Annotated in this window: 19 protein-coding genes; 12 read left to right on the forward strand and 7 right to left on the reverse strand. The window is 33.2% G+C overall.

Going from position 1 to position 18,858, the window contains the following annotated elements; all coding sequences use genetic code 11:
* Nucleotides 1-189 precede the first annotated feature (189 nt).
* Nucleotides 190-678, forward strand: coding sequence for a hypothetical protein (locus AAGU22_RS03060; protein WP_458720768.1), 489 nt, complete (start codon nucleotides 190-192; stop codon nucleotides 676-678).
* Nucleotides 679-1,094: 416 nt separating this feature from the next.
* On the opposite strand, the gene AAGU22_RS03065 is transcribed toward AAGU22_RS03060, so the two are convergent.
* The gene (locus AAGU22_RS03065; protein ID WP_458720769.1) at nucleotides 1,095-1,385 is read right to left on the reverse strand and encodes a hypothetical protein; all 291 of its coding nucleotides are present in this window, start codon (nucleotides 1,383-1,385) and stop codon (nucleotides 1,095-1,097) included.
* Nucleotides 1,386-1,404: 19 nt separating this feature from the next.
* Nucleotides 1,405-1,710 carry a hypothetical protein gene (locus AAGU22_RS03070; protein ID WP_458718896.1) on the reverse strand — a complete coding sequence of 102 codons (306 nt, stop codon included), beginning with the start codon at nucleotides 1,708-1,710 and terminating at the stop codon, nucleotides 1,405-1,407.
* 101 nt (nucleotides 1,711-1,811) lie between these two features.
* Between AAGU22_RS03070 and AAGU22_RS03075 the strand changes: the two genes are divergently transcribed.
* Nucleotides 1,812-2,576: a CAP family protein gene (locus AAGU22_RS03075; protein WP_458720770.1), complete on the forward strand. Its 765-nt coding sequence runs from the start codon at nucleotides 1,812-1,814 to the stop codon at nucleotides 2,574-2,576.
* Between the two features lie 1,169 nt (nucleotides 2,577-3,745).
* Nucleotides 3,746-4,162, forward strand: a complete 417-nt coding sequence (locus AAGU22_RS03080; protein WP_458720771.1) for a hypothetical protein — start codon at nucleotides 3,746-3,748, stop codon at nucleotides 4,160-4,162.
* 479 nt (nucleotides 4,163-4,641) lie between these two features.
* Here the strand turns inward: AAGU22_RS03080 and AAGU22_RS03085 are convergent, their stop codons facing one another.
* Nucleotides 4,642-4,857 (reverse strand): hypothetical protein, encoded by a 216-nt coding sequence (locus tag AAGU22_RS03085; protein WP_458720772.1) that lies wholly within the window; start codon nucleotides 4,855-4,857, stop codon nucleotides 4,642-4,644.
* Nucleotides 4,858-5,167: 310 nt separating this feature from the next.
* On the opposite strand from AAGU22_RS03085, the gene AAGU22_RS03090 reads away from it, so the two are divergent.
* Nucleotides 5,168-5,527, forward strand: a complete 360-nt coding sequence (locus AAGU22_RS03090; RefSeq protein WP_458720773.1) for a hypothetical protein — start codon at nucleotides 5,168-5,170, stop codon at nucleotides 5,525-5,527.
* A gap of 421 nt (nucleotides 5,528-5,948) precedes the next feature.
* Here the strand turns inward: AAGU22_RS03090 and AAGU22_RS03095 are convergent, their stop codons facing one another.
* Nucleotides 5,949-6,560, reverse strand: coding sequence for a hypothetical protein (locus AAGU22_RS03095; protein ID WP_458720667.1), 612 nt, complete (start codon nucleotides 6,558-6,560; stop codon nucleotides 5,949-5,951).
* Nucleotides 6,561-7,210: 650 nt separating this feature from the next.
* On the opposite strand from AAGU22_RS03095, the gene AAGU22_RS03100 reads away from it, so the two are divergent.
* From AAGU22_RS03100 to AAGU22_RS03110, 3 genes are all read left to right on the forward strand, one after another.
* Complete coding sequence (locus AAGU22_RS03100) at nucleotides 7,211-7,666, forward strand: M23 family metallopeptidase (RefSeq protein WP_458720774.1); 456 nt, start codon at nucleotides 7,211-7,213, stop codon at nucleotides 7,664-7,666.
* Between the two features lie 1,184 nt (nucleotides 7,667-8,850).
* On the forward strand, nucleotides 8,851-9,291 hold the full coding sequence (locus AAGU22_RS03105) for a peptidoglycan-binding domain-containing protein (RefSeq protein WP_458720775.1): 441 nt from the start codon (nucleotides 8,851-8,853) through the stop codon (nucleotides 9,289-9,291).
* Complete coding sequence (locus tag AAGU22_RS03110; RefSeq protein WP_458720776.1) at nucleotides 9,230-9,712, forward strand: hypothetical protein; 483 nt, start codon at nucleotides 9,230-9,232, stop codon at nucleotides 9,710-9,712. Before AAGU22_RS03105 ends, AAGU22_RS03110 begins: the two co-directional genes overlap by 62 nt.
* A 385-nt stretch (nucleotides 9,713-10,097) precedes the next feature.
* Here AAGU22_RS03110 and AAGU22_RS03115 read toward each other — a convergent pair whose 3' ends face one another.
* Nucleotides 10,098-10,265 carry a hypothetical protein gene (locus AAGU22_RS03115; protein ID WP_458720777.1) on the reverse strand — a complete coding sequence of 56 codons (168 nt, stop codon included), beginning with the start codon at nucleotides 10,263-10,265 and terminating at the stop codon, nucleotides 10,098-10,100.
* 939 nt (nucleotides 10,266-11,204) lie between these two features.
* Between AAGU22_RS03115 and AAGU22_RS03120 the strand changes: the two genes are divergently transcribed.
* Nucleotides 11,205-11,585, forward strand: a complete 381-nt coding sequence (locus tag AAGU22_RS03120) for a cupredoxin domain-containing protein (RefSeq protein WP_458720778.1) — start codon at nucleotides 11,205-11,207, stop codon at nucleotides 11,583-11,585.
* A 681-nt stretch (nucleotides 11,586-12,266) separates the two neighbouring features.
* Here AAGU22_RS03120 and AAGU22_RS03125 read toward each other — a convergent pair.
* The gene (locus AAGU22_RS03125; protein WP_458720779.1) at nucleotides 12,267-12,581 is read right to left on the reverse strand and encodes a hypothetical protein; all 315 of its coding nucleotides are present in this window, start codon (nucleotides 12,579-12,581) and stop codon (nucleotides 12,267-12,269) included.
* A 918-nt stretch (nucleotides 12,582-13,499) separates the two neighbouring features.
* On the opposite strand from AAGU22_RS03125, the gene AAGU22_RS03130 reads away from it, so the two are divergent.
* The 3 genes from AAGU22_RS03130 to AAGU22_RS03140 all read left to right on the forward strand — a co-directional run bounded on the left by AAGU22_RS03130 (nucleotide 13,500) and on the right by AAGU22_RS03140 (nucleotide 16,976).
* A complete protein-coding gene (locus tag AAGU22_RS03130) occupies nucleotides 13,500-14,234 on the forward strand; it encodes a hypothetical protein (RefSeq protein WP_458720780.1) in 735 nt (244 codons plus the stop codon).
* A gap of 131 nt (nucleotides 14,235-14,365) precedes the next feature.
* Nucleotides 14,366-15,655 (forward strand): MFS transporter, encoded by a 1,290-nt coding sequence (locus AAGU22_RS03135; protein WP_458720781.1) that lies wholly within the window; start codon nucleotides 14,366-14,368, stop codon nucleotides 15,653-15,655.
* Between the two features lie 67 nt (nucleotides 15,656-15,722).
* Entirely contained in the window at nucleotides 15,723-16,976 is a 1,254-nt protein-coding gene (locus AAGU22_RS03140) for an MBL fold metallo-hydrolase (RefSeq protein WP_458720782.1), read from the forward strand.
* Between the two features lie 331 nt (nucleotides 16,977-17,307).
* On the opposite strand, the gene AAGU22_RS03145 is transcribed toward AAGU22_RS03140, so the two are convergent.
* Nucleotides 17,308-17,568, reverse strand: a complete 261-nt coding sequence (locus AAGU22_RS03145) for a hypothetical protein (protein ID WP_458720783.1) — start codon at nucleotides 17,566-17,568, stop codon at nucleotides 17,308-17,310.
* Between the two features lie 205 nt (nucleotides 17,569-17,773).
* Here AAGU22_RS03145 and AAGU22_RS03150 point away from each other — a divergent pair, with 205 nt between their 5' ends.
* Nucleotides 17,774-18,844 (forward strand): LLM class flavin-dependent oxidoreductase, encoded by a 1,071-nt coding sequence (locus AAGU22_RS03150; RefSeq protein WP_458720784.1) that lies wholly within the window; start codon nucleotides 17,774-17,776, stop codon nucleotides 18,842-18,844.
* Nucleotides 18,845-18,858: the final 14 nt, after the last annotated feature.

The raw sequence follows: 18,858 nt of genomic DNA on the forward strand, positions 1-18,858 counted from the left end.
TGAATAACTAATAGGACTTCCTCCTTTTTTGATGATATCAATAAATCTACGTTTTAGAGATTGCCATACCAAGAAGAAAAACCATGATGAAGAGATTGGTTACCGTCTTATTCTAAAAGAAAGAAACGGACTAAAGACGACGATTTTTAAAATAGATGATTATAAAGTTTGATTCCAATAATAATTGTGATGAGTAATCCTATTAAGAACCATGATAAATTGTATACCGTTATATCATTCTTTATTGCAAGTGCATTGATTCTTACGCCTCTAATCGTGAGTAATGGTGCCCTTGCTCAACCATCTAATTTTAATAAATTATCAAAAGTTGAAAAATGTGCTTCAGGAGATCTTCCATCTTCTGCATGCAAAAAAGTTTCTGAACGGAGCCAAGCAAATAATGGTGATATAGACGCGGGTCAAACAGGCGGTGGTACTGGACCAAATTTGGGTGGAAGTGGTAATGGTGTAGGTACTGGAAGTTCTACAGGTGGCTCAAACAGTGCTAATTCAGCCATAAACCAGAATCAGCAATCTACACAGTTATGTGCCACAGGCAACGTCAAAGCGTTGCCGCATAGTACTATCATATGTAATAACAGTGCTGATTTAGGTCAAGTAAACAATGGAAATATAAGTACTGATCAAACAGCCGGTCGTGGATTAACAAAACCATAATCACTTTTATTAAAAGGTCAGAGTCATACACGATTAAGACTGGTTCTAATTATATATGTAGTTAAATTGATCAGATTATTGGTATGCGTCACGCCCAGCGCGGCGCCCTGATAACAAATAAATCAGAAATTTATGTCCATGTTATCCCTTTTTATATTTATTATTGTCTACGTAGAATTTATGGGGTTTGCTTAAAAAGATTGACTGAATTATTAGACTAGTTTAGACTATTCAATATAACGTGTCCGTATTATAGTATTCCTGGCAACTGTGTTATTGTAATGGCGAGAAAATGATTTCTATGTAGCAGTCTTGATGTTGTTGCCCGATCAACTTAATAGTCTCTCATAACCATTCCACCTCAATCTTTGCTCTCAATATTTTAAGATTCTCTTTATCTATAGGGCGCTGTTAACTTAGGCGTGCACCTCCTTGTTGTATATTTTTACAAATAGATTCAACCAGTTTTTGACATCTAGTTTACACTTCTCTTTACTACATGGAAAGTAATCGTCAAATCCTTCAGTTCGATCCTTGATGTACTGCATAGTTCTTTCAATCAGACTTTTCTCAAACGAAGAATTGATATGGTGTTTTAGTTTTAGGAATCTACAAGCCATTGGGTACCAGGTTCCACCGTCTGTTGATACGACATGTTTTCCGTGAATCTTGATCAGACCTGAAATAAATCTCTCTGCGATAAGCATGTTCCTCTCCTTGGATTTATTAGCTAAGAAAGAGTGCGAGAATTTGCCTATTTTCTGGTTCGATTGCTGCCCATAACCAGGAGTATTCTGAGCCGACTTTTATTAATGTCTCATCAATGAGGTATTCTGATATTTTTGTTCTTCTTGTTGAAACCTTTCGAGGTTTATACCTTTGAATCCAATTCCAAATTGCAACGTGACTTCTATTGATAATATGTAAAAAGGACAATGCCTTGGCAGTATTTCTAAGCGATAAGCCTAGAAAGTACAAATACAGACCATAGTAAATATGCTCTGAAGATGTTCTCTTTCTTTTACTTAACATAACAGAAATAGAGCGTCTTTAAGCTAAAGATTTATCGTTAAGTTAACAGGGCCTAATATCATGACAACTACTTTATATATAATGTCACGGCTCTGGCAACCATGAATCGAATAAGTATTTCATTATTATTTTTAATAATGATTTCAATGATTTTACCTGCTTCGGCAATCATGTATGCTAGTGGGTCTACTGATAATAGTGAGGGGACATCAGATGGTGAGTTTAGCGAGAATAGTTTCGCTTCAGATAGTGGGTCTACTGATAATAGTGAGGGGACATCAGATAGCGGGTCTACCGGGGATAGCCCAGACTCATCATCAGATAGTGGGTCTACTGCTGATAATGTTGATTTATCAACAACGCCAACGGAAAATAATCCCACTTTATCAAGTGAATCTCCGTTGAGTAACAATACTGAAAATGTGCAAGGGGAGGATTTGGCCAGTAGCATTCTGACCGTACACAACGCAGAGCGTGCTGCCGTTGGAGTTCCGCCTCTCGTGTGGAGCAACGATCTAGCCTCCGGCGCACAGTCTTGGGCCCAGAATCTCGCTACGACAGGCGAGTTTGCACACGACCCCAACAGGCCTAATGGCGTGGGTGAGAATATTGCAGGCTTTAATCCGTCCATGGGGGTGTCCGCCCCAGGGGAGGGACAGTCTCTATGGGTCGACGAAAAGAAGAATTGGCAGGGCGGCGTATTGACACCGGAGAATTGGTATCCGACCGGTCATTACACACAGATGGTATGGAAGGACACACAAGAGGTCGGTTGTGGGACCGGCAGTGGCGATGGTCATCCTTTCAGCATTCTGGTGTGCCGATACAGCCCACCGGGCAACTTCATGGGACAAGCACCGTATTAGGAGAACATCGTTCCTGTCACAATACTATCACGATAATTACCCCCTTTCACTCTGAACCAAGACCTCAGACGCAGTTCCTCCAAGCAATATGAGCAATGGTATAGTGAGATTGGCAAGTCTCAATCATTTTTCTTTTTTTAAAAGAATTTAAAGAAATTGAAAGTGTTAGGATCATAAAGTATTTTTTATTTATTAACGAAAATCGCTTGCAATACTAACGCTTTGCATAATAATTAAGTGGTCTGGTTTATTTATAATATTTCTATCCGAGGATAATTTACAAGATCAATAAATAAATCAATAAGACCGAGTTTACAGACGCCAAATTATGATATTCACAATATAAAATAGTGATTTATTGACGTTACTATCGGTTCACCCCTTTCTATATACAGAAATAGGATTTCAAAGATGGATATCATTATACCAATTTAATACTTGGGTTATAAAATAAAGTCAAATTTGTTTCACATACCGTCAAACCAGTTACCCATTTTAGTAACTATATGACATACAATCGCAGCTGGCTTTAATATAATCTTAAATCTGTTATAAAGAAAATTAGGATCAATTCGAGGCCACATTGATATTCATGATTTATAGTTTTATTTTTTTGGAATGATGTTATATTCATGCTTATACAAAACTTATACTTTTATAATGGTTTATAGCCTTTAAGGGTTCGCCCGGGCTTGATCCATTTACCATTATTGAAGACTCTATACGATCCCAACGGATTGGGGTGAGTTATTTTCGACGAATTATGGGTTTTCTACGGAGAGGAAATCAAGAAACTAATTAAATATCTTTTCTCTTAATTGTCCATAGATATGGATTTATCAAGAAACATTTGACCACAACCTGATAGTTCGTCAATGTTATTCTAGAAGTTCTATGGAATCTGGATGCATAATGTCATATAGTTCTAATATTCCTTTATTCCTCGACATTTTAATACTGTGTATAATAACAACAGGGCAATATACAAGATGCATTTATCAAAATGGTATTCTAACCTTGAAATTATATATTCTAATAATAAGATGCAAATAAATAAAGTTTAACTATTTTACACTATTAATGAAATAAATATGATTTATCTACTGATATGAATAGATTTTTTAAGCTATTTCGATATCTTCAAATACAAAAAATATATTATTGCATAAATGAGCTGTATTGAAGAATTAGAAAAAAAATATATGGAATTTGATAGTCTAATGAAAACCTGTCTTCCCAAGGTGGATACTCAGCTAATTGTGGACATTCTTCAGCGTTTGGCTGGTGATAAAAATCCGATGTATACCATAGAAATCTTCCTCGATAAAAAACCAGTGCTTGAGGAGTTAAGAAATAAAATATCCACGGATTTGGAAGTTATGCCCGCATTTTATGACGGAGGAACACATGTAGTAATTGCGCATAGAATTGATCTAAAAATGCTTGAATACTTTTCTTCAGATGAGAATGTTTACCGGATTCGAGGAACATATACAGGACATGGACAAGGTGCTTCCATCGGTCCAGTATTTGAAAGGGATGATCCAGAGGAAACGTGGGATGATTATGACAAAACGCATTCATAATTATTATAGATAGCGAATATGTTTTAGCAATAGAATAAAAAGATATTTCTAATGACTCGGATGATAATATTAATGACGAAAATAATGATACAGGAATTGCAATTTATTCTAATAACATAAATACCGTGATGTCTTATGACTCTATTTTTGAAACACTTTGGGCTAAAGCTGAGATAAAGAGAGGACCATATTAGAATAAGGATAAAAATACGGAACAAATTTAATTTTACTTCCACTTAAAACTAATGGATCAGGTTGATGTCCATCGAACCCTTATACCATCAGGGACTTAATCCCACCGAACACGATACCTATTTGTAGTAACGATATAGGGAAGTATTAGATGTAGGGTAATTCTTAATCCTCATCTTTTTAAAACAATTTTTTTATGTTTTCATCTTCACAAATGCGATCCTGCGGATAACGACCATTTGACTATTCTGAGAGTAAAGGTCAGATAAACGATCTTTTGGATTCTGTTATTTTATATTCTTTTTTGCGCATGAATCACAGTATTTTTCAATAATGGTAGCTCCCTCTACAGTGAATATTGCTTCCTGAGTAGCCGCGTTACCGCAAATTACACAGGGTTTTATATTTCCGCCAACATCAACAAATGCCCTTATCGACGAAAACTTCTTATGGAAAGAGTGCAAAGACGTGACTATCGGATTAGAATTTTTGTCAGCTGTCATGTCATATATATACATTTCGTACCTATTAAGTATGTCATGATGGATATCGTTGATAGATTACCCTAATCGTTACTATAAACCGAAATATAGAGATTTCAACTAGTTTTAAATGATAAGACACAAATATTAATCAGGGTGATAGAAATGGAAATCATATCACTTTTTGAACAACAATTTCTAAATACCTAGTCAATTGACTAAGATGTACTTGTTAGATTCAACGAGACACCAAATAGATGGTGTTATAAAACTTGTTGCACAATATATTACGTGAGAACCCACATGATATTTATAATTCTAGAGCAAGAAAATGACTATAGAAAAGCAAAAGTATGGGACCATTAACCAATCAAATAGAAAGGGAAAATATGCGACTTCCACTGAAAATCGTAGATTAATGTGGGAATATATTATCTGGCCATTGGTTTTAGAACTTGATAAGAATTATTTTACAGCAGAGGAATATCATAAAATGAGAAACAAAGTTTCAATAGAAAAGAATATTCCAATTTCAAAAATGTCTGGGGGGCTAGTATCGCTATTACTTAAAGGAATTCTCACTCAAGATAAGAAGTATTATTCAATTCATTACAAATTGATCCCTTATATGAGAAAAAATGCCTACTTAGATTACGAAACTGTTCTAAGGGAAGTAAGGTCAAAAAAATAAAAGTAGCGATATTGATCATTCAACTTCAATAGTATATTTTGTATTATTTCTGCTCATATTCGCTTGTTATCGTTTCCCTATTGTTTGCCTTCTACACTGAGAAGGCAAAGTCTACCCTTTAGTTGTATATTATTTTCCCAAGTTTATCCATGGTCATTTGGGTAAATGAAACAAGTTTAATTTGTATCACATACCACCGAACCCTCATACCATACGGAACTTAATCTTATAGGTCTCATTGCATTTTATATAACTGTTAAATCCGAACGTTATTACATGAATATCCATTTTCAAAAACTTTAGTTAATCAATTAGATCAGGTATTTAATTAATAGACGTTGTAAATTCAATAAATATTTTTTTTAGAAGTTAAATAGTATTGCTACTGACTTTAACAAGATTGTTAATTTATCTTTCTCTTCTAATTTTTTGATTGATGATCTTTTTGAGCAGATAACAATGCATCGTTGTTGTCTCTTTCAATTCTTTCATATGCTGATACATTTCTTTTTCCTATTTCTGCAAGATGTTTAGATTGTTTCTTTGTGTTATCAACTACATTTTTGAATATTTCAATATTAGAAAATGCCATATCATTGAAAATTCTACTCATTGCTATGGTATTTTCTGCATAATTATTCACCAATTTCGAGTACATCTCTGGCATTCTTCTAAAGTAGTCTTGGCTATTCAATAATTGGTTATTTACATTTTGTATATATGGGGTAGATATTGATTGAAAAGAATCAATTGTTTGTTTTTGATATTCAAGATAGTTTTCTGCAACATCTCTAGTAGCTTGAAGTGTTTGTTCTTGAACTTGATTAACGGTTTCAGTATAACGTGGAATCTGATTTCTTGCTTCTCTAATACTTTCATCTATACTTTTTTTTGACTCATCAAAAGCTTGTTCAAGTGATTCGGTGTTTTGTTCTACAATTCTATTATATAATCTTTGATTACTTTGGTAAATATTATTGTTATTTAAAGATGAAGTTTGGTCATTAATTTCTTTTTTATCGCTCTTAGACATTGTAATATTATATAGTTTCTATACTATATAAACACAGGTATCTATTGGTTTTTAATACCATGAAAGGGCTTATTCATCACAAATCGGCTCATATTGATCAATGTCTATATTAACTAGCCCATTACGACTCTGAACTCATCCCCACGGATCCAGAGTTATAATTATCTAAACGGAGTTTAAAGAGTTAATATATTTTCGCAGGTCAGCATGGAAGATATTGAGGTTGGATGTGTCTTCTTATTCTCGCCGACATATATTCTGCTAATCCTATTCTATGATCAGAATGATCAATGATTTATTTGAATTCGATTATCCTAGCACGATGTTAGATATTGTTGATTCATATTTTGAGATTCTTACCATACAGATCTTTTTGATTGGAAAATTCTAAGGTTGAGTTTCGCTAGATTGCTCAGACAACCTCGCTAGAGAGTTCATTCAGTGTCAGTAAAGTTTTGTCAATATCAGGTATTTAAAACCGTTTGATACCCTTTTTTATATAGTATGGTAACTAACAATTATTATGCCACAGAATACCGAAATTAAAGAAAATTATTCAAATAATACCAGTGAACGAATCAATAACAATAATGATTTAAATGAATCAGTTAACAGAATCATAATCAATGTAAAGTGAATATGTTTTTCAAATGAGGACAAAAAATAAGTACACTACCCCTGTGCCTGGAGAAGTGTTGCAAAGGATAGATAGATCTTCTCCTGCACATGTAGGTAAGCTTCAAAATGCAGTGGATTTTATTGTTCCTATCGGTACTCCCGTTCTTGCTGCAGCAGACGGCGTAGTAACTTACATTAATGATGATTCTAATATCGGAGGTCCTGATGCCTCATACTGGTTTTATACCAATTTTATTACAATCAAACATTCAAATGGAGAGTATACTCGATATGACCACCTCGATTACAAGAGTTCTAGGGTTAGATTATATCAAAAGGTTCATGCAGGTGAAAAGATATCCAAAGTTGGAATGACCGGTTATACCTATATTCCCCACCTACACTTTCAAGTATATGTATACACAGGATACAATATTTGGACTGATTTTGAAACAATAGAGATCAAGAATTTTAGAAAAACATTGTAAATTAATCTCGATATAAATATAACGGAAGAAACAGAAGCAAATATAAATTTTGCATTGATTGTAAATTACCATATCCCTAATTTCTTGATGAATTATTTTCTTTCAATTGCTTTTCAAATAAAGAAATATTTGTTTGGAAGGGTTATTAATAATCTAGTTTTGTTAAACTAATTCTTCAGAGAAAATTTATTGCTAGAAAATTTTCTTGCCTTTTCTAGGATATTGTGATACGTTATTATTTGTTGAAGAACCATGCAGACGATAAAAAACATAGTGAAAATCACAGCTAGGAAAAAAGATAGATAACCTAGAAAATTCATAAACATAGTGAAAATCACAGCTAGGAAAAAAGATAGATAACCTTGGAATTTCATAAAATCTCATCTGCACTATTTCATTTATATTTTTAGATTCTTTCTTTTTCTATTTAGATTCTTAATGCATACCTAATCAACCAACAATTATCGTCTGACTAATGTGGATATGAAAAAAGTCCGCCATTTCGAAAACAGATAGACAAGGTATGCACAGTTTTTTATTTTTGGTTCTGAAAAGAAGAAAATAATATAACGAGAGGCAAATAATATCCAAGTTTTAGAGTTCGTTACTATCAATTTTTAATTTTCTTAGACCGCCCTCATTTTGATTTAGGATTTATCCCGCATTTATTACAGTATCTAGAATTCGAAATATAGATATATATAATTTATTACGGATTCAGAATATTCTCTTTTGTACATATCTATAAATATCTACTTGATGATTAGTACCAATTTTTTACAACAATGGTACGAACGTAGGAGCTGAAAAATATAGAATAATGTTTGAAGAATTAGTTAAGCAATTTGGTGCAGTTAGCTCTGAAGACAATAATATAATAAATGGCTACTAGATTAATCCACAAGATAATAAAGATTATGCTGATAAAAATAAAATCTATTGGATAATAGTGCCCCACACAGAAGAATATAAACAGTAATTTGTCAATTTTCAAGACTAACTAGAGTCACTGTTGGATCAAGAATCTATATTAATTTACTTTACTCCGGTTCTGAATTTATTATCTTAGTGATGATGAGGAAGATGAGGAACCAGAGGATGATCAATCAGAGGATAATGAAGATGAAAAGTGGGCCACTTTGTAATCTAAATCTATTTAAATCACCATATTTCACAGAACCTATTTGAATAGGATAATAAAGTCGTCATTACCTCTATGTTTGTTGATTATCTCCACTGTGGGAGTTTTATCCCATTTTGGCACAGATTTATTAGCACAGACTCCTGTCACTACAACCTGTGATTCTAATGCTCAAACACTTAAGAAAGGTAACGCAGGTGAGATTGTTGTTACACTACAAAATCTATTAGTAGAAAAAGGGTATATAGATAGAGATTATGTAGATGGAGATTTTGGACCCGGTACAGATGCAGCTGTTAAACAATTTCAAACAGATAATAGTTTGACTGCAGATGGAATCGTTGGTCCTGCTACATGGCAAGTATTATGTCCAACCACAGTACCATTTTCTGATGAAACACCAGGAATGATGAGATGTCCTGATGATAGGAACAGGTACTTCATGTCCGGCAGAAACTTCCCAGACCCCTCAGCCAAGTATTAACAAACAGATTACCGCACCTTTGGATGCAGCCGATTCAATTTATAGCTCTAATAAAACTATGTTCTTGGGTTCAAAAAATATATCATTAACCCCTTATCTAGTGACAGAGGAACATTCCTATGACCACGGAATCTTAAAAGGTGTAGGGAATGTTACTAACAATCAGACTTACATAAGCACTCACTTATCTGATGAATTAATCCAGAGTACAGGTAATGGGACATTCGAGACTCAAGATGGAGAAAGTATTGCTTGGATTACTTCTGCTATAGGAAGACCGGCTGATGGTAGTTGGGTTTTCCATGAAATAATATTATTCAACAATACGCAAAGCAAATCATTGGCTCTACTAAATAATAGCATTGGTTTAGTCAAGTCTACTGTTGGCAATGAACCGGATTACATCTGGCTTTTAGAGTAGAGATCTTTTTCGATGTCTAGCTTGATTATATCTATCGATATAATCCGTCTCGTGGACCGATATCAGCAATCCTCCCTCCGGGTCCAAACCATTGAAGATTTTCTATTAACACAATATAGGATTAATATCTAAACGAATAATCATAAAACTGGTTATTAAAATCTGAAGGAATACTAAATCCATGTGGATATCCTCATGATTTCCACCAAACTAGATACCTATATATAGTAACGATATAATACGGTATAAGATATAGGGCAATATTTAATTTTCATCTTTTTAAAACAATTTTTTTTCTGTTTTCATCTTCACAAATGCGATCCTGCGGATAACGACCATTTGACTATTCTGAGCAAAGGTCAGATAAACGATCTTTTGGATTCTGTTATTTTATATTCTTTTTTGCGCATGAATCACAGTATTTTTCAATAATGGTAGCTCCCTCTACAGTGAATATTGCTTCCTGAGTAGCCGCGTTACCGCAAATTACACAGGGTTTTATATTTCCGCCAACATCAACAAATGCCCTTATCGACGAAAAATTCTTTTCCATTCTATGTCTCTATTTTATTATTATGCAATTGCACTTATAGTATCTGTTTGCTAGATGTGAGCCAAATTTATATAAAAGACTATTAACAGAGCTAATGTTTTATACTCGTTGGTGAATTTAATTTATTTTTTCTGCATTAGTCTTTTTGTATAAAAACAGAGGACAAGTTAATTCGAGCATCCAACGAATTTAAAAAATCCATTCCTAGACTTAAAGGATCTTTACAAGTTACTAAATTATCATTTGATTGAACATGACAAAGAGTTTATCAATAATATCAATATAGAATTGGAGAAATTAGAACATGTGAAATTTGTGACGGTACCGTATCCTCTGGAACTACTAACACTGTATGTTCATCTTGTACTGGTATTAGAGAATCTACAATGTCTTCAAAAGACTCTCTTGAGGATCATGTAAGTGGTTGTATTAATACAGATAGAAGGAATTGCCCATTGTACAAGAAACCATGTCATCATGATATGTCCTTAAACCCTAAGATATTAATTTCACCGATTTAATACGTAGCTCACAACTACATCAGTCCTAATAAGAAATGGTGTTGTCCAGAAGATGTCTATATAATTTATTTAAAGATTGGATTTGAGGCGTACGAAGTATGGTCATAATTCAAAAACATTTACCTTTATTCTAAAATAATATCAACAAATCCAAGGTATGTATTTTACCTATTTATCTTTAATAGTTGAAATAGAAAACAAATAATAAAACTATGTTCATAGTCTAAATTTAACATTACCCTTTATGCTGGAATCTTTTATAGGGAACCGAAACCTGCATTTTTAAATTTGAATGATAATGATTTTATTATATATGCATTAAATATTTAAAGAAACTATGAGATATTATGCATTAGTGTCAAAATTATTAAAACACAATACGTTTATCTTATTTGTCATTTGCCTTTTGATGGTTACATTGAATTTTCAGTTTAATCAAGTTATTTTTGGACAGATTCAGGAAAAACTGAATCAAAATAGCCTAGTAGAATTAACAGCTGAAAAAGTAGGGAAATATGTATGGAAAAGTAATGAACTTGGATTTAATCCATTATTGAATCTCAAATCAAATGAAAATTATACATTTTTAATTACCAGTATTCAAAATGACAGTGCAGAACATCAATTAAAGATAGAGCCAAGAGGGGGAGGAGAGCATTTGGCAGAAAGTGAAGTAATAGAACACGGTTCATCCTCACAATTTGCATTTAATACTGGAATTCCACAAATCCTAAAATATTATTGCGAATATCATCCTCGGAGCATGACTGGAATAATTAATGTTACTTTTGCAATATGAAAGGTATTTGGATTTAACCAATCTGAGACCAACCGAAACGACTATTCTGGGTTCATGGATATTTATCCATCTAATGAATCGAAATCCCATGTCTGTCATTATCGATTCTTATCCTTACCTTGTAAGATGGAATCGAACGGTTTTGGATTAATATTTTTTATTTCAGGGACTTGGAGCCTTTTTGAGATAAAATCAATATATGCTTGGCTAAAACCAACATTCGTATTTGTGATAGCAAAGGGTCAAGTGATCAAATAAACTCAAATAGTAGTGCTGATAATACCTACAATGATCAACTATTCTATGTTAGCCTTTTTTTATTAAACTAAAATAAAATTTTGAGTTAGAATATTTACCAAGATATTTTATTATCGTTTTTGTGCCTGTAAATATAAGATTTCATTATTTGACAATATGATGAAAACAAAAGGTCAAAATAAAAATAAGTTATATTAGTAATAAAATTAAATATTCACAGATTATCAATCCATTCACCTGACTGACTGCATATAGACAAACCTGTTAAACCCATGTGAATATCCTCATGATTTCCACCGAACATTTTATACCATACGGAACTTAATCCCACCAAACTAGATATCTATTTATAGTTACTAATTATACCACACGATACTGTGGCTTAAAACTGTATATTTTGATTCTTGGTAAAAAAAGGGATGGTTATTGTTGACCGTTTGCGTTGTTGCCGTCATTTAGGTTGAATGACAATGCAACGTTGTTACATGATGCTAATGTATTGTTATTTGAAAAACATTCTGCACTCTCACCTGTAAAACTATCTTGAGTGATATCTTGGAAAGAATCATTTGATTTCTTTTTTGTTGCAAATGCTGCGTTGTTATCTCCAGAAATAGCTACTATGGAACCAATTAATGCTGCTGCAATGAACATGATCCCAAATATACTAACTTTTTGATTTTTTGTTAGGTTGCTCATTTTTTTATCATAATTCATATCTAAAATTATCCTTATCATAGTTTAGACACTTCAAACTGTGAGATTTTAATAATCGATAAATTCGGTATATTTTAACTTCTCGATATTTATATAACAAAAGTCCAGAAAATAAATGTTCAGTGCCCGAATAAGATATACAGAGACTTTTCCCTCTCTGACCAATTTATAGTAATAAACAAATGATGAGTCATATTCAAAACCTAGAATAAAGATGATTTCATGTCAATCATAATTTAATAAACCTATTGTAGAATTAGTTTATCCTTAGCATATTCTTAGGTATCTACTTATTTGCACGACATTACTTTGGCATCTAACTCAGTAAACGCTCAAGCAAATTGTTTATAAAACTGATACTTCGTATGGCTTGTGCGTTGGTCGGCATTATTGTAAACTCCCATTATCATGAATAAATTCTATTAACCGATTGATAATGAGAAATTATTTTAAGCAATAATTAAGAGGATTCATATTATCACCAAATTTCTATCAGATAACTTTCGTCCCATAACAAAGTTCCTAGGGTATCTGATAATTCTAGAGGTTCTTAATATAATGAAATATATCTTATTACACCGATATCGGTTGCAAGCCCCTTGGGACCAGTCTATTAATAGTATAACTTTATCATAAATAGCAAACAATAAGAAACTACTTAGTTAAAAAGTCAATTTATTGCATAGAATTCAGATGCATCGTTTATCATTTATATACAGTGGTTAAATTCAGTCAAATTTGTTTCACGTACCACCGGACCCCTATACCATACGGAACCCAATACCACCGAATTAACAAAACATTATATCCCTACTATTTCATGAAGAATTTATTTTGTTAAAAAGTCAATAGAATAGTAGATGCAGAGTTCGGTGTGTGCTCAATGTAAGTGCTCTCCTGAAATTTGTTCGAGTATTAATAAAGTGCAAAAACTGTATAATGGAAAACTGTTGTTGTACGCCAATACACACAAGCCAATTCAACATCTTTAAGAATTTAAGTTATGTCCCACAAATATTTCAAAATATTAAAAAAGTGTTTGTAGCCGCATTGGGGATTGAAATTTTGTGCATAATTTCAGCGGAAATTGGAGAAAATATTGGTCTTTCTATTTTTGGTTTTAATTTGCTAGGTATCGTTATCGCATATTTCATAGGATTTGCAATAGCTGGCTTTTCAACTTTCATGACTATTTTGGGAAGATGGGACTTTGATGATAATGATAACATAAAAAAAGCACACGGTTGCTGCTCTTTTCTTGAAGGGAATTCCAGTAAAGGATTCCTATTTAATTTGAAATTTACATTCTTAAATTTTGGAAAAGGATTAGCACAATTCATATACCATCGGAAAAATCCACAAATGAAATCTATTCTCAAAACAAGTATTGTAATATTAATTACAGCAGAAAGTGCATGTATATTGACGGCTGAAACCGTGACCTTGGTATTCTATCAATATTCTATGTTCTTGGCTATCCCATTGGCTTTACTAATAGGAACATTTACATTAACTTTAGTAGAATCCGCAAGGAAAATTAGAAAAACCAGTGACACCGATAGTGATTGTGAGTGTGAAAATTTAGACAATCCGGATACCTCCTTATCATCCTCGATTACACAATCCGAATTTCTACCGCTATCTGAATTTAAGAGATTGAAGAAAGAATTTTAATCGTTTTTCAATAACTCTAATTTTCAGAGAAACCTCTCCTAACTTTTTCGTATTTCTTGAGAGGTAGTGTTTTTAAATCAATTTTCAAATAATAATTTCATGACCGTATTAACTCTTGAGGAAAACTAAGAATGGTTGGTAACAAGGATAGTGACGGTGGGATTAAAAAACCAATTAGACTAGGTTTACGACCCAATCTTAACCAGTTCTTAATCCTTGTTTTAGTTAATGCGTTCGTAGGTTCGATGATAGGATTGGAGCAAACCGTAGTTCCACTTATTGGGGCTAACGAATTTGGTATTCAATCAGATGCATTGATTGTATCTTTTATTGCAAGCTTTGGATTAGTAAAAGCAATTCTAAATCTTTTCGCGGGTAAAATATCAGACAAATGGGGTAGAAAAAACGTATTAATTTTAGGATGGTTGTTTGGAATACCAGTTCCTATCATATTGCTTCTAGCACCAGATTGGAACTGGATAATAATTGCCAATGTATTTCTTGGAATTAACCAAGGACTGACATGGTCCATGACTGTCAACATGAAGATTGACCTTGTCGGAAAAGAAAAAAGAGGGTTTGCATTAGGATTCAATGAATTTTCTGGATACTTTGCTGTAGCTGTTGTTGGTTTTGTAACGGGTTATCTAGCAGCCATATATGGGCTAAAACCTTATCCATTTTATCTTGGGATTGTATTTGCTATTGCAGGATTTTTGATATCCTGGTTAATTGTGAAGGATACAAAAAGGTTTACTCTCTTGGAAATAGAAAATCATGATGCTCTTGTCTCGGAAAATAAAGATAAACATGAAACTAAAGGGGATTTGAGTTTTAGACGTGTATTTATTCAAACCTCCTGGAAAAACCGCTCTTTACTTGCCATCAGTCAAGCCGGATTAGTTAATAATTTGATATTTGGTGTTTCTTGGGGATTGTTCACTCTTTATTTTTCTTCTTTTGCCTTAACTACAAATGATATTGGGCTATTAAAAGCACTGCACCCTGGCATATGGGGAATTTTACAACTTGTCACAGGTTCAATAAGCGATAAAGTAGGAAGAAAAATTCTCATCTTTCCTGGAATGTTTATACAATCGATAGGAATCTGGATAATTTTATATTCTCAAGCGTTTCCTGGATGGGTAACTGGAATGTCTCTATTGGGCGTTGGAACCGCCATGGTATACCCTAGTCTGCTTGCAGCAATTAGTGATAATGCACATCCAAGCTGGCGAGCAACATCGCTTGGAGTTTATAGATTTTGGAGAGACATAGGATTTGTATTTGGTGCGATTGGAATAGGATTTATCTCGGATTTATTTAATATGTTATTCGCAATTCAAGTAGTCGCATGGATTGGATTGGCTTCTGGCATTGTAGTTGTTTTCTTGATGAAAGAGACCAAAAATAGATATTAACTAACTTCTAGATTGTAACCTCCATCTAAATACAATTTTAAATATTAATGAAACAACTATTGACCGTATGACAGTTGCAAATAGTGACAGTAATGATAATAACAAGAATAATAATTTACGAATCACGTCAGATGAGCTAAAGAAAAAAATAGACAAGGGGGAGGACATTTTTTTACTTGACGTAAGAAATCAACACGAACATGATGCTTGGAGTGTGTCTTATGATAGATATCAAAATACCCCGGTAATTCCGGTTGATACTATAACTACAAATGCATCTCTTAAACAGATTCCAAAAGATAAGGAAATCATTACATTTTGTACTCATGGACAAAGGTCATCAAATGCCGCGAAAATGCTTTCCGAATTAGGGTATACGGTTAAAACTATCGAAGGGGGAATGGATGGTTGGAGCACTATATATGATACTGCAATTATGGATACCAATTCAGACATTTTAAGAATTTGGCAAATAAGACGTGTATCAAAAGGGTGTATGAGTTATGTAGTTGCATCATTGAAAGACAAGAAAGCAACAATTATCGATGCTACTTGTACAATCGAAACAGTCCTCAAAGACATACTAGAAGAAAATGGACTAAAAATAATTAGAGTTATCGACACTCACATGCATGCCGACCATTTGTCAGGTTCAACAAGAATTGCTAGTAAATATGGAGCCGAGATTTCGATTAGCTCACTTGAAAAATACGATACTAAAAATCGGGACTCTGAAAAGAACTTCAAACCTACGCTAATTCAAGATGGAGATGAATTAGAAATTGGGGATGGGATTTGCTTAGAAGCTATTAATACTCCAGGTCACACAGATGGCAGTATATCATTTAAACTGGAAATTAGAGGGACGAGTGAATTGAAAACAGAAAATGATGTAAGTAATTCAAAATACTTTCTTTTTAGTGGAGATACAATTTTTGTAAATGGAGTAGGAAGACCTGACCTCCATAAAAAGTCAGAAGAGTACGCACAGAAACTTTATCAGACTTATCGGCAAAAATTATTTAATTTACCTGATATGACTATTATACTTCCAGCTCACTATAGTTCAAGCTTTAAACATGCAAAACCAGTTTTTGATACAATTGCATCTATCAAACGCAAACTAAATTCTATTACCAAATCCGAAAAAGATTTTCTGAATTATGTTGCTTCAAATATCCCGACCCAACCAATGAATTATGAACAAATTATATCCATAAATAAGAATTTGACCCATTGTGATAGGGTAGAGCAACAGGATTTAGAATTGGGTCCTAATTCCTGTGGTATCGTACATAGCAGGATAGATACAATGCGATAATTTTGATTAATTGGCTAATCATATTATTTCTCACACCAGGAAACCTTCCTTTCCGACCCATTTGGATATCCTCATGATTTCCAACGAACTCTTATGCTGTACGGGAATTAATCTCACAGAAATCTCTGAATTTTCTTTACATATTAAAAGAAATTGGGTTCATTATTTGACTTGTCATTGAGACTTAATAAAGGTCGAATACAAGATGTAACTTTTTTAATAATTTGTTATCAATGTTATTAGGTAATGTGATAAGAACATATGATAAAATGTTCGTCGTGTGGTAAATTATTTACGGCAAAGGAAGACGAGACCGTATGTGATAAATGTTTCAAAGAACTTGAGAATATAAAATAAACAGTTTTGATCCATTCTCTGAATGTATACAGTCTCCACTCTTAATCATCATAATGTTTTTAACTTTTCTTTTTCTTTTTTGAAGTATTACTACTGCCTTCTTGTTTTTTCTGGATTGATCCCTTATCTTTCGTGCTGATTCCTCTGATTTGCCTTGTTTCTTCAGATCCACTACACCTTCGTCAAATGATCTCTTTTTAGTCCCTCCACCTTTCTTACTCATTTTTATTGGCATTTGGTAACTCCATGAAATTAAATAAATATAAAGATTACTAAGAAGTACGTTCACCAAATTTTGGACAGGAAATTCATCATCAACAAACACTAGTATTATGTATATTCTAAACATTAGTAAACTTTTCAGTTAGTTTGTTTATTTCTGATATTCTATCGCTAAGTGTAGCTATATGGGATAAATACTATATTAAAAATAATAAGCCGTGAGATCAGTTGGCTATTGGGCCTCCCAAGAACAATATTCCTTGCAAGATTTAATCACGTTTGTAATTGAAGCAGAGAAAGGCGGCTTTACTTCAACTATGACTAGTGATCATTTTCATCCTTGGTGGAATGACGGCGGATTTGGAAATTTTACTTGGATATGGCTTACAGCAGCTGCAGAAAGGACAAAAAATATGCAATTTGTTACTGGAGTTACTTCTCCCGTTTACAGATACAATCCTGCAATAATAGCGCAAGCATTTGCATCACTTGATACATTGTATCCACACCGAATTAGCTTAGGAGTTGGTACAGGAGAAGCCATGAATGAGGCTTCCGTAGGATTTGAATGGCCCTCTCCAGAAACTAGATTGAATAGAACAATAGAGGCAATTGAAATAATAAATAATCTCTGGAAAAAAGATCAACAACCTCAGTCTCTACGAGATGAAGAAACTAAATTTAGCATTGGCAATACACATATCGATAAAGATGGATTTTTGACCTATGATGGTCAATATTTTAAGATAAAATCGGCTAAACTTTATACTCCTCCTTCATACCTCATCCCGTTGTACATGGCTGCATCAGGACCTGAGGCTATTACAGCTGCCGCTACTTATACATATGGATTGATCACAACATCAAAGCCTAATAATTCAAAAGAAATATTTGATAAATTCGATCAGGCTGCTAAAGCCGCAGGTAAAGATCCAACTAAACTTGAGAAAATAGGAAAACCCAAAATATCCTATTCTGAGGATTACGATAAGGCATTCAAATCCACATATTTTTGGAGAGCAAGCAGTATTGAAAATGTATTTGATACTGCCATTAATGATCCAAGAAAATTACAAGAAAAAGCATTAGAAGAAGTATCGGATGAAAAGTTAAAAAAATCTACTCTAATAGTAACATCTGTAGAAGATTTGATAAAACCACTTGAAGAATACTTTAAAACCGGTTTCACTCAAATATATTTACATAGCACTAGTCCTGACGAAATTGATTTTGTACAACAATTATGCAAAAAAGTATTACCTCATTTTAAAGAAGAAAAACAATTTTAGAATATCAGAAAGTT

The sequence above is a fragment of the Candidatus Nitrosocosmicus sp. R genome, from assembly GCF_054408505.1.

What these genes read in the sequence shown, in the direction of transcription:
- AAGU22_RS03060 (WP_458720768.1), top strand. Translation starts at nt 190, where the DNA reads ATGAGTAATCCTATTAAGAACCATGATAAATTGTATACCGTTATATCA.
- AAGU22_RS03065 (WP_458720769.1), bottom strand. Translation starts at nt 1,385, where the DNA reads ATGCTTATCGCAGAGAGATTTATTTCAGGTCTGATCAAGATTCACGGA.
- AAGU22_RS03070 (WP_458718896.1), bottom strand. Translation starts at nt 1,710, where the DNA reads ATGTTAAGTAAAAGAAAGAGAACATCTTCAGAGCATATTTACTATGGT.
- AAGU22_RS03075 (WP_458720770.1), top strand. Translation starts at nt 1,812, where the DNA reads ATGAATCGAATAAGTATTTCATTATTATTTTTAATAATGATTTCAATG.
- AAGU22_RS03080 (WP_458720771.1), top strand. Translation starts at nt 3,746, where the DNA reads ATGAGCTGTATTGAAGAATTAGAAAAAAAATATATGGAATTTGATAGT.
- AAGU22_RS03085 (WP_458720772.1), bottom strand. Translation starts at nt 4,857, where the DNA reads ATGACAGCTGACAAAAATTCTAATCCGATAGTCACGTCTTTGCACTCT.
- AAGU22_RS03090 (WP_458720773.1), top strand. Translation starts at nt 5,168, where the DNA reads ATGACTATAGAAAAGCAAAAGTATGGGACCATTAACCAATCAAATAGA.
- AAGU22_RS03095 (WP_458720667.1), bottom strand. Translation starts at nt 6,560, where the DNA reads ATGTCTAAGAGCGATAAAAAAGAAATTAATGACCAAACTTCATCTTTA.
- AAGU22_RS03100 (WP_458720774.1), top strand. Translation starts at nt 7,211, where the DNA reads ATGAGGACAAAAAATAAGTACACTACCCCTGTGCCTGGAGAAGTGTTG.
- AAGU22_RS03110 (WP_458720776.1), top strand. Translation starts at nt 9,230, where the DNA reads ATGATAGGAACAGGTACTTCATGTCCGGCAGAAACTTCCCAGACCCCT.
- AAGU22_RS03115 (WP_458720777.1), bottom strand. Translation starts at nt 10,265, where the DNA reads ATGGAAAAGAATTTTTCGTCGATAAGGGCATTTGTTGATGTTGGCGGA.
- AAGU22_RS03125 (WP_458720779.1), bottom strand. Translation starts at nt 12,581, where the DNA reads ATGATAAGGATAATTTTAGATATGAATTATGATAAAAAAATGAGCAAC.
- AAGU22_RS03130 (WP_458720780.1), top strand. Translation starts at nt 13,500, where the DNA reads ATGGAAAACTGTTGTTGTACGCCAATACACACAAGCCAATTCAACATC.
- AAGU22_RS03135 (WP_458720781.1), top strand. Translation starts at nt 14,366, where the DNA reads ATGGTTGGTAACAAGGATAGTGACGGTGGGATTAAAAAACCAATTAGA.
- AAGU22_RS03140 (WP_458720782.1), top strand. Translation starts at nt 15,723, where the DNA reads ATGACAGTTGCAAATAGTGACAGTAATGATAATAACAAGAATAATAAT.
- AAGU22_RS03145 (WP_458720783.1), bottom strand. Translation starts at nt 17,568, where the DNA reads ATGCCAATAAAAATGAGTAAGAAAGGTGGAGGGACTAAAAAGAGATCA.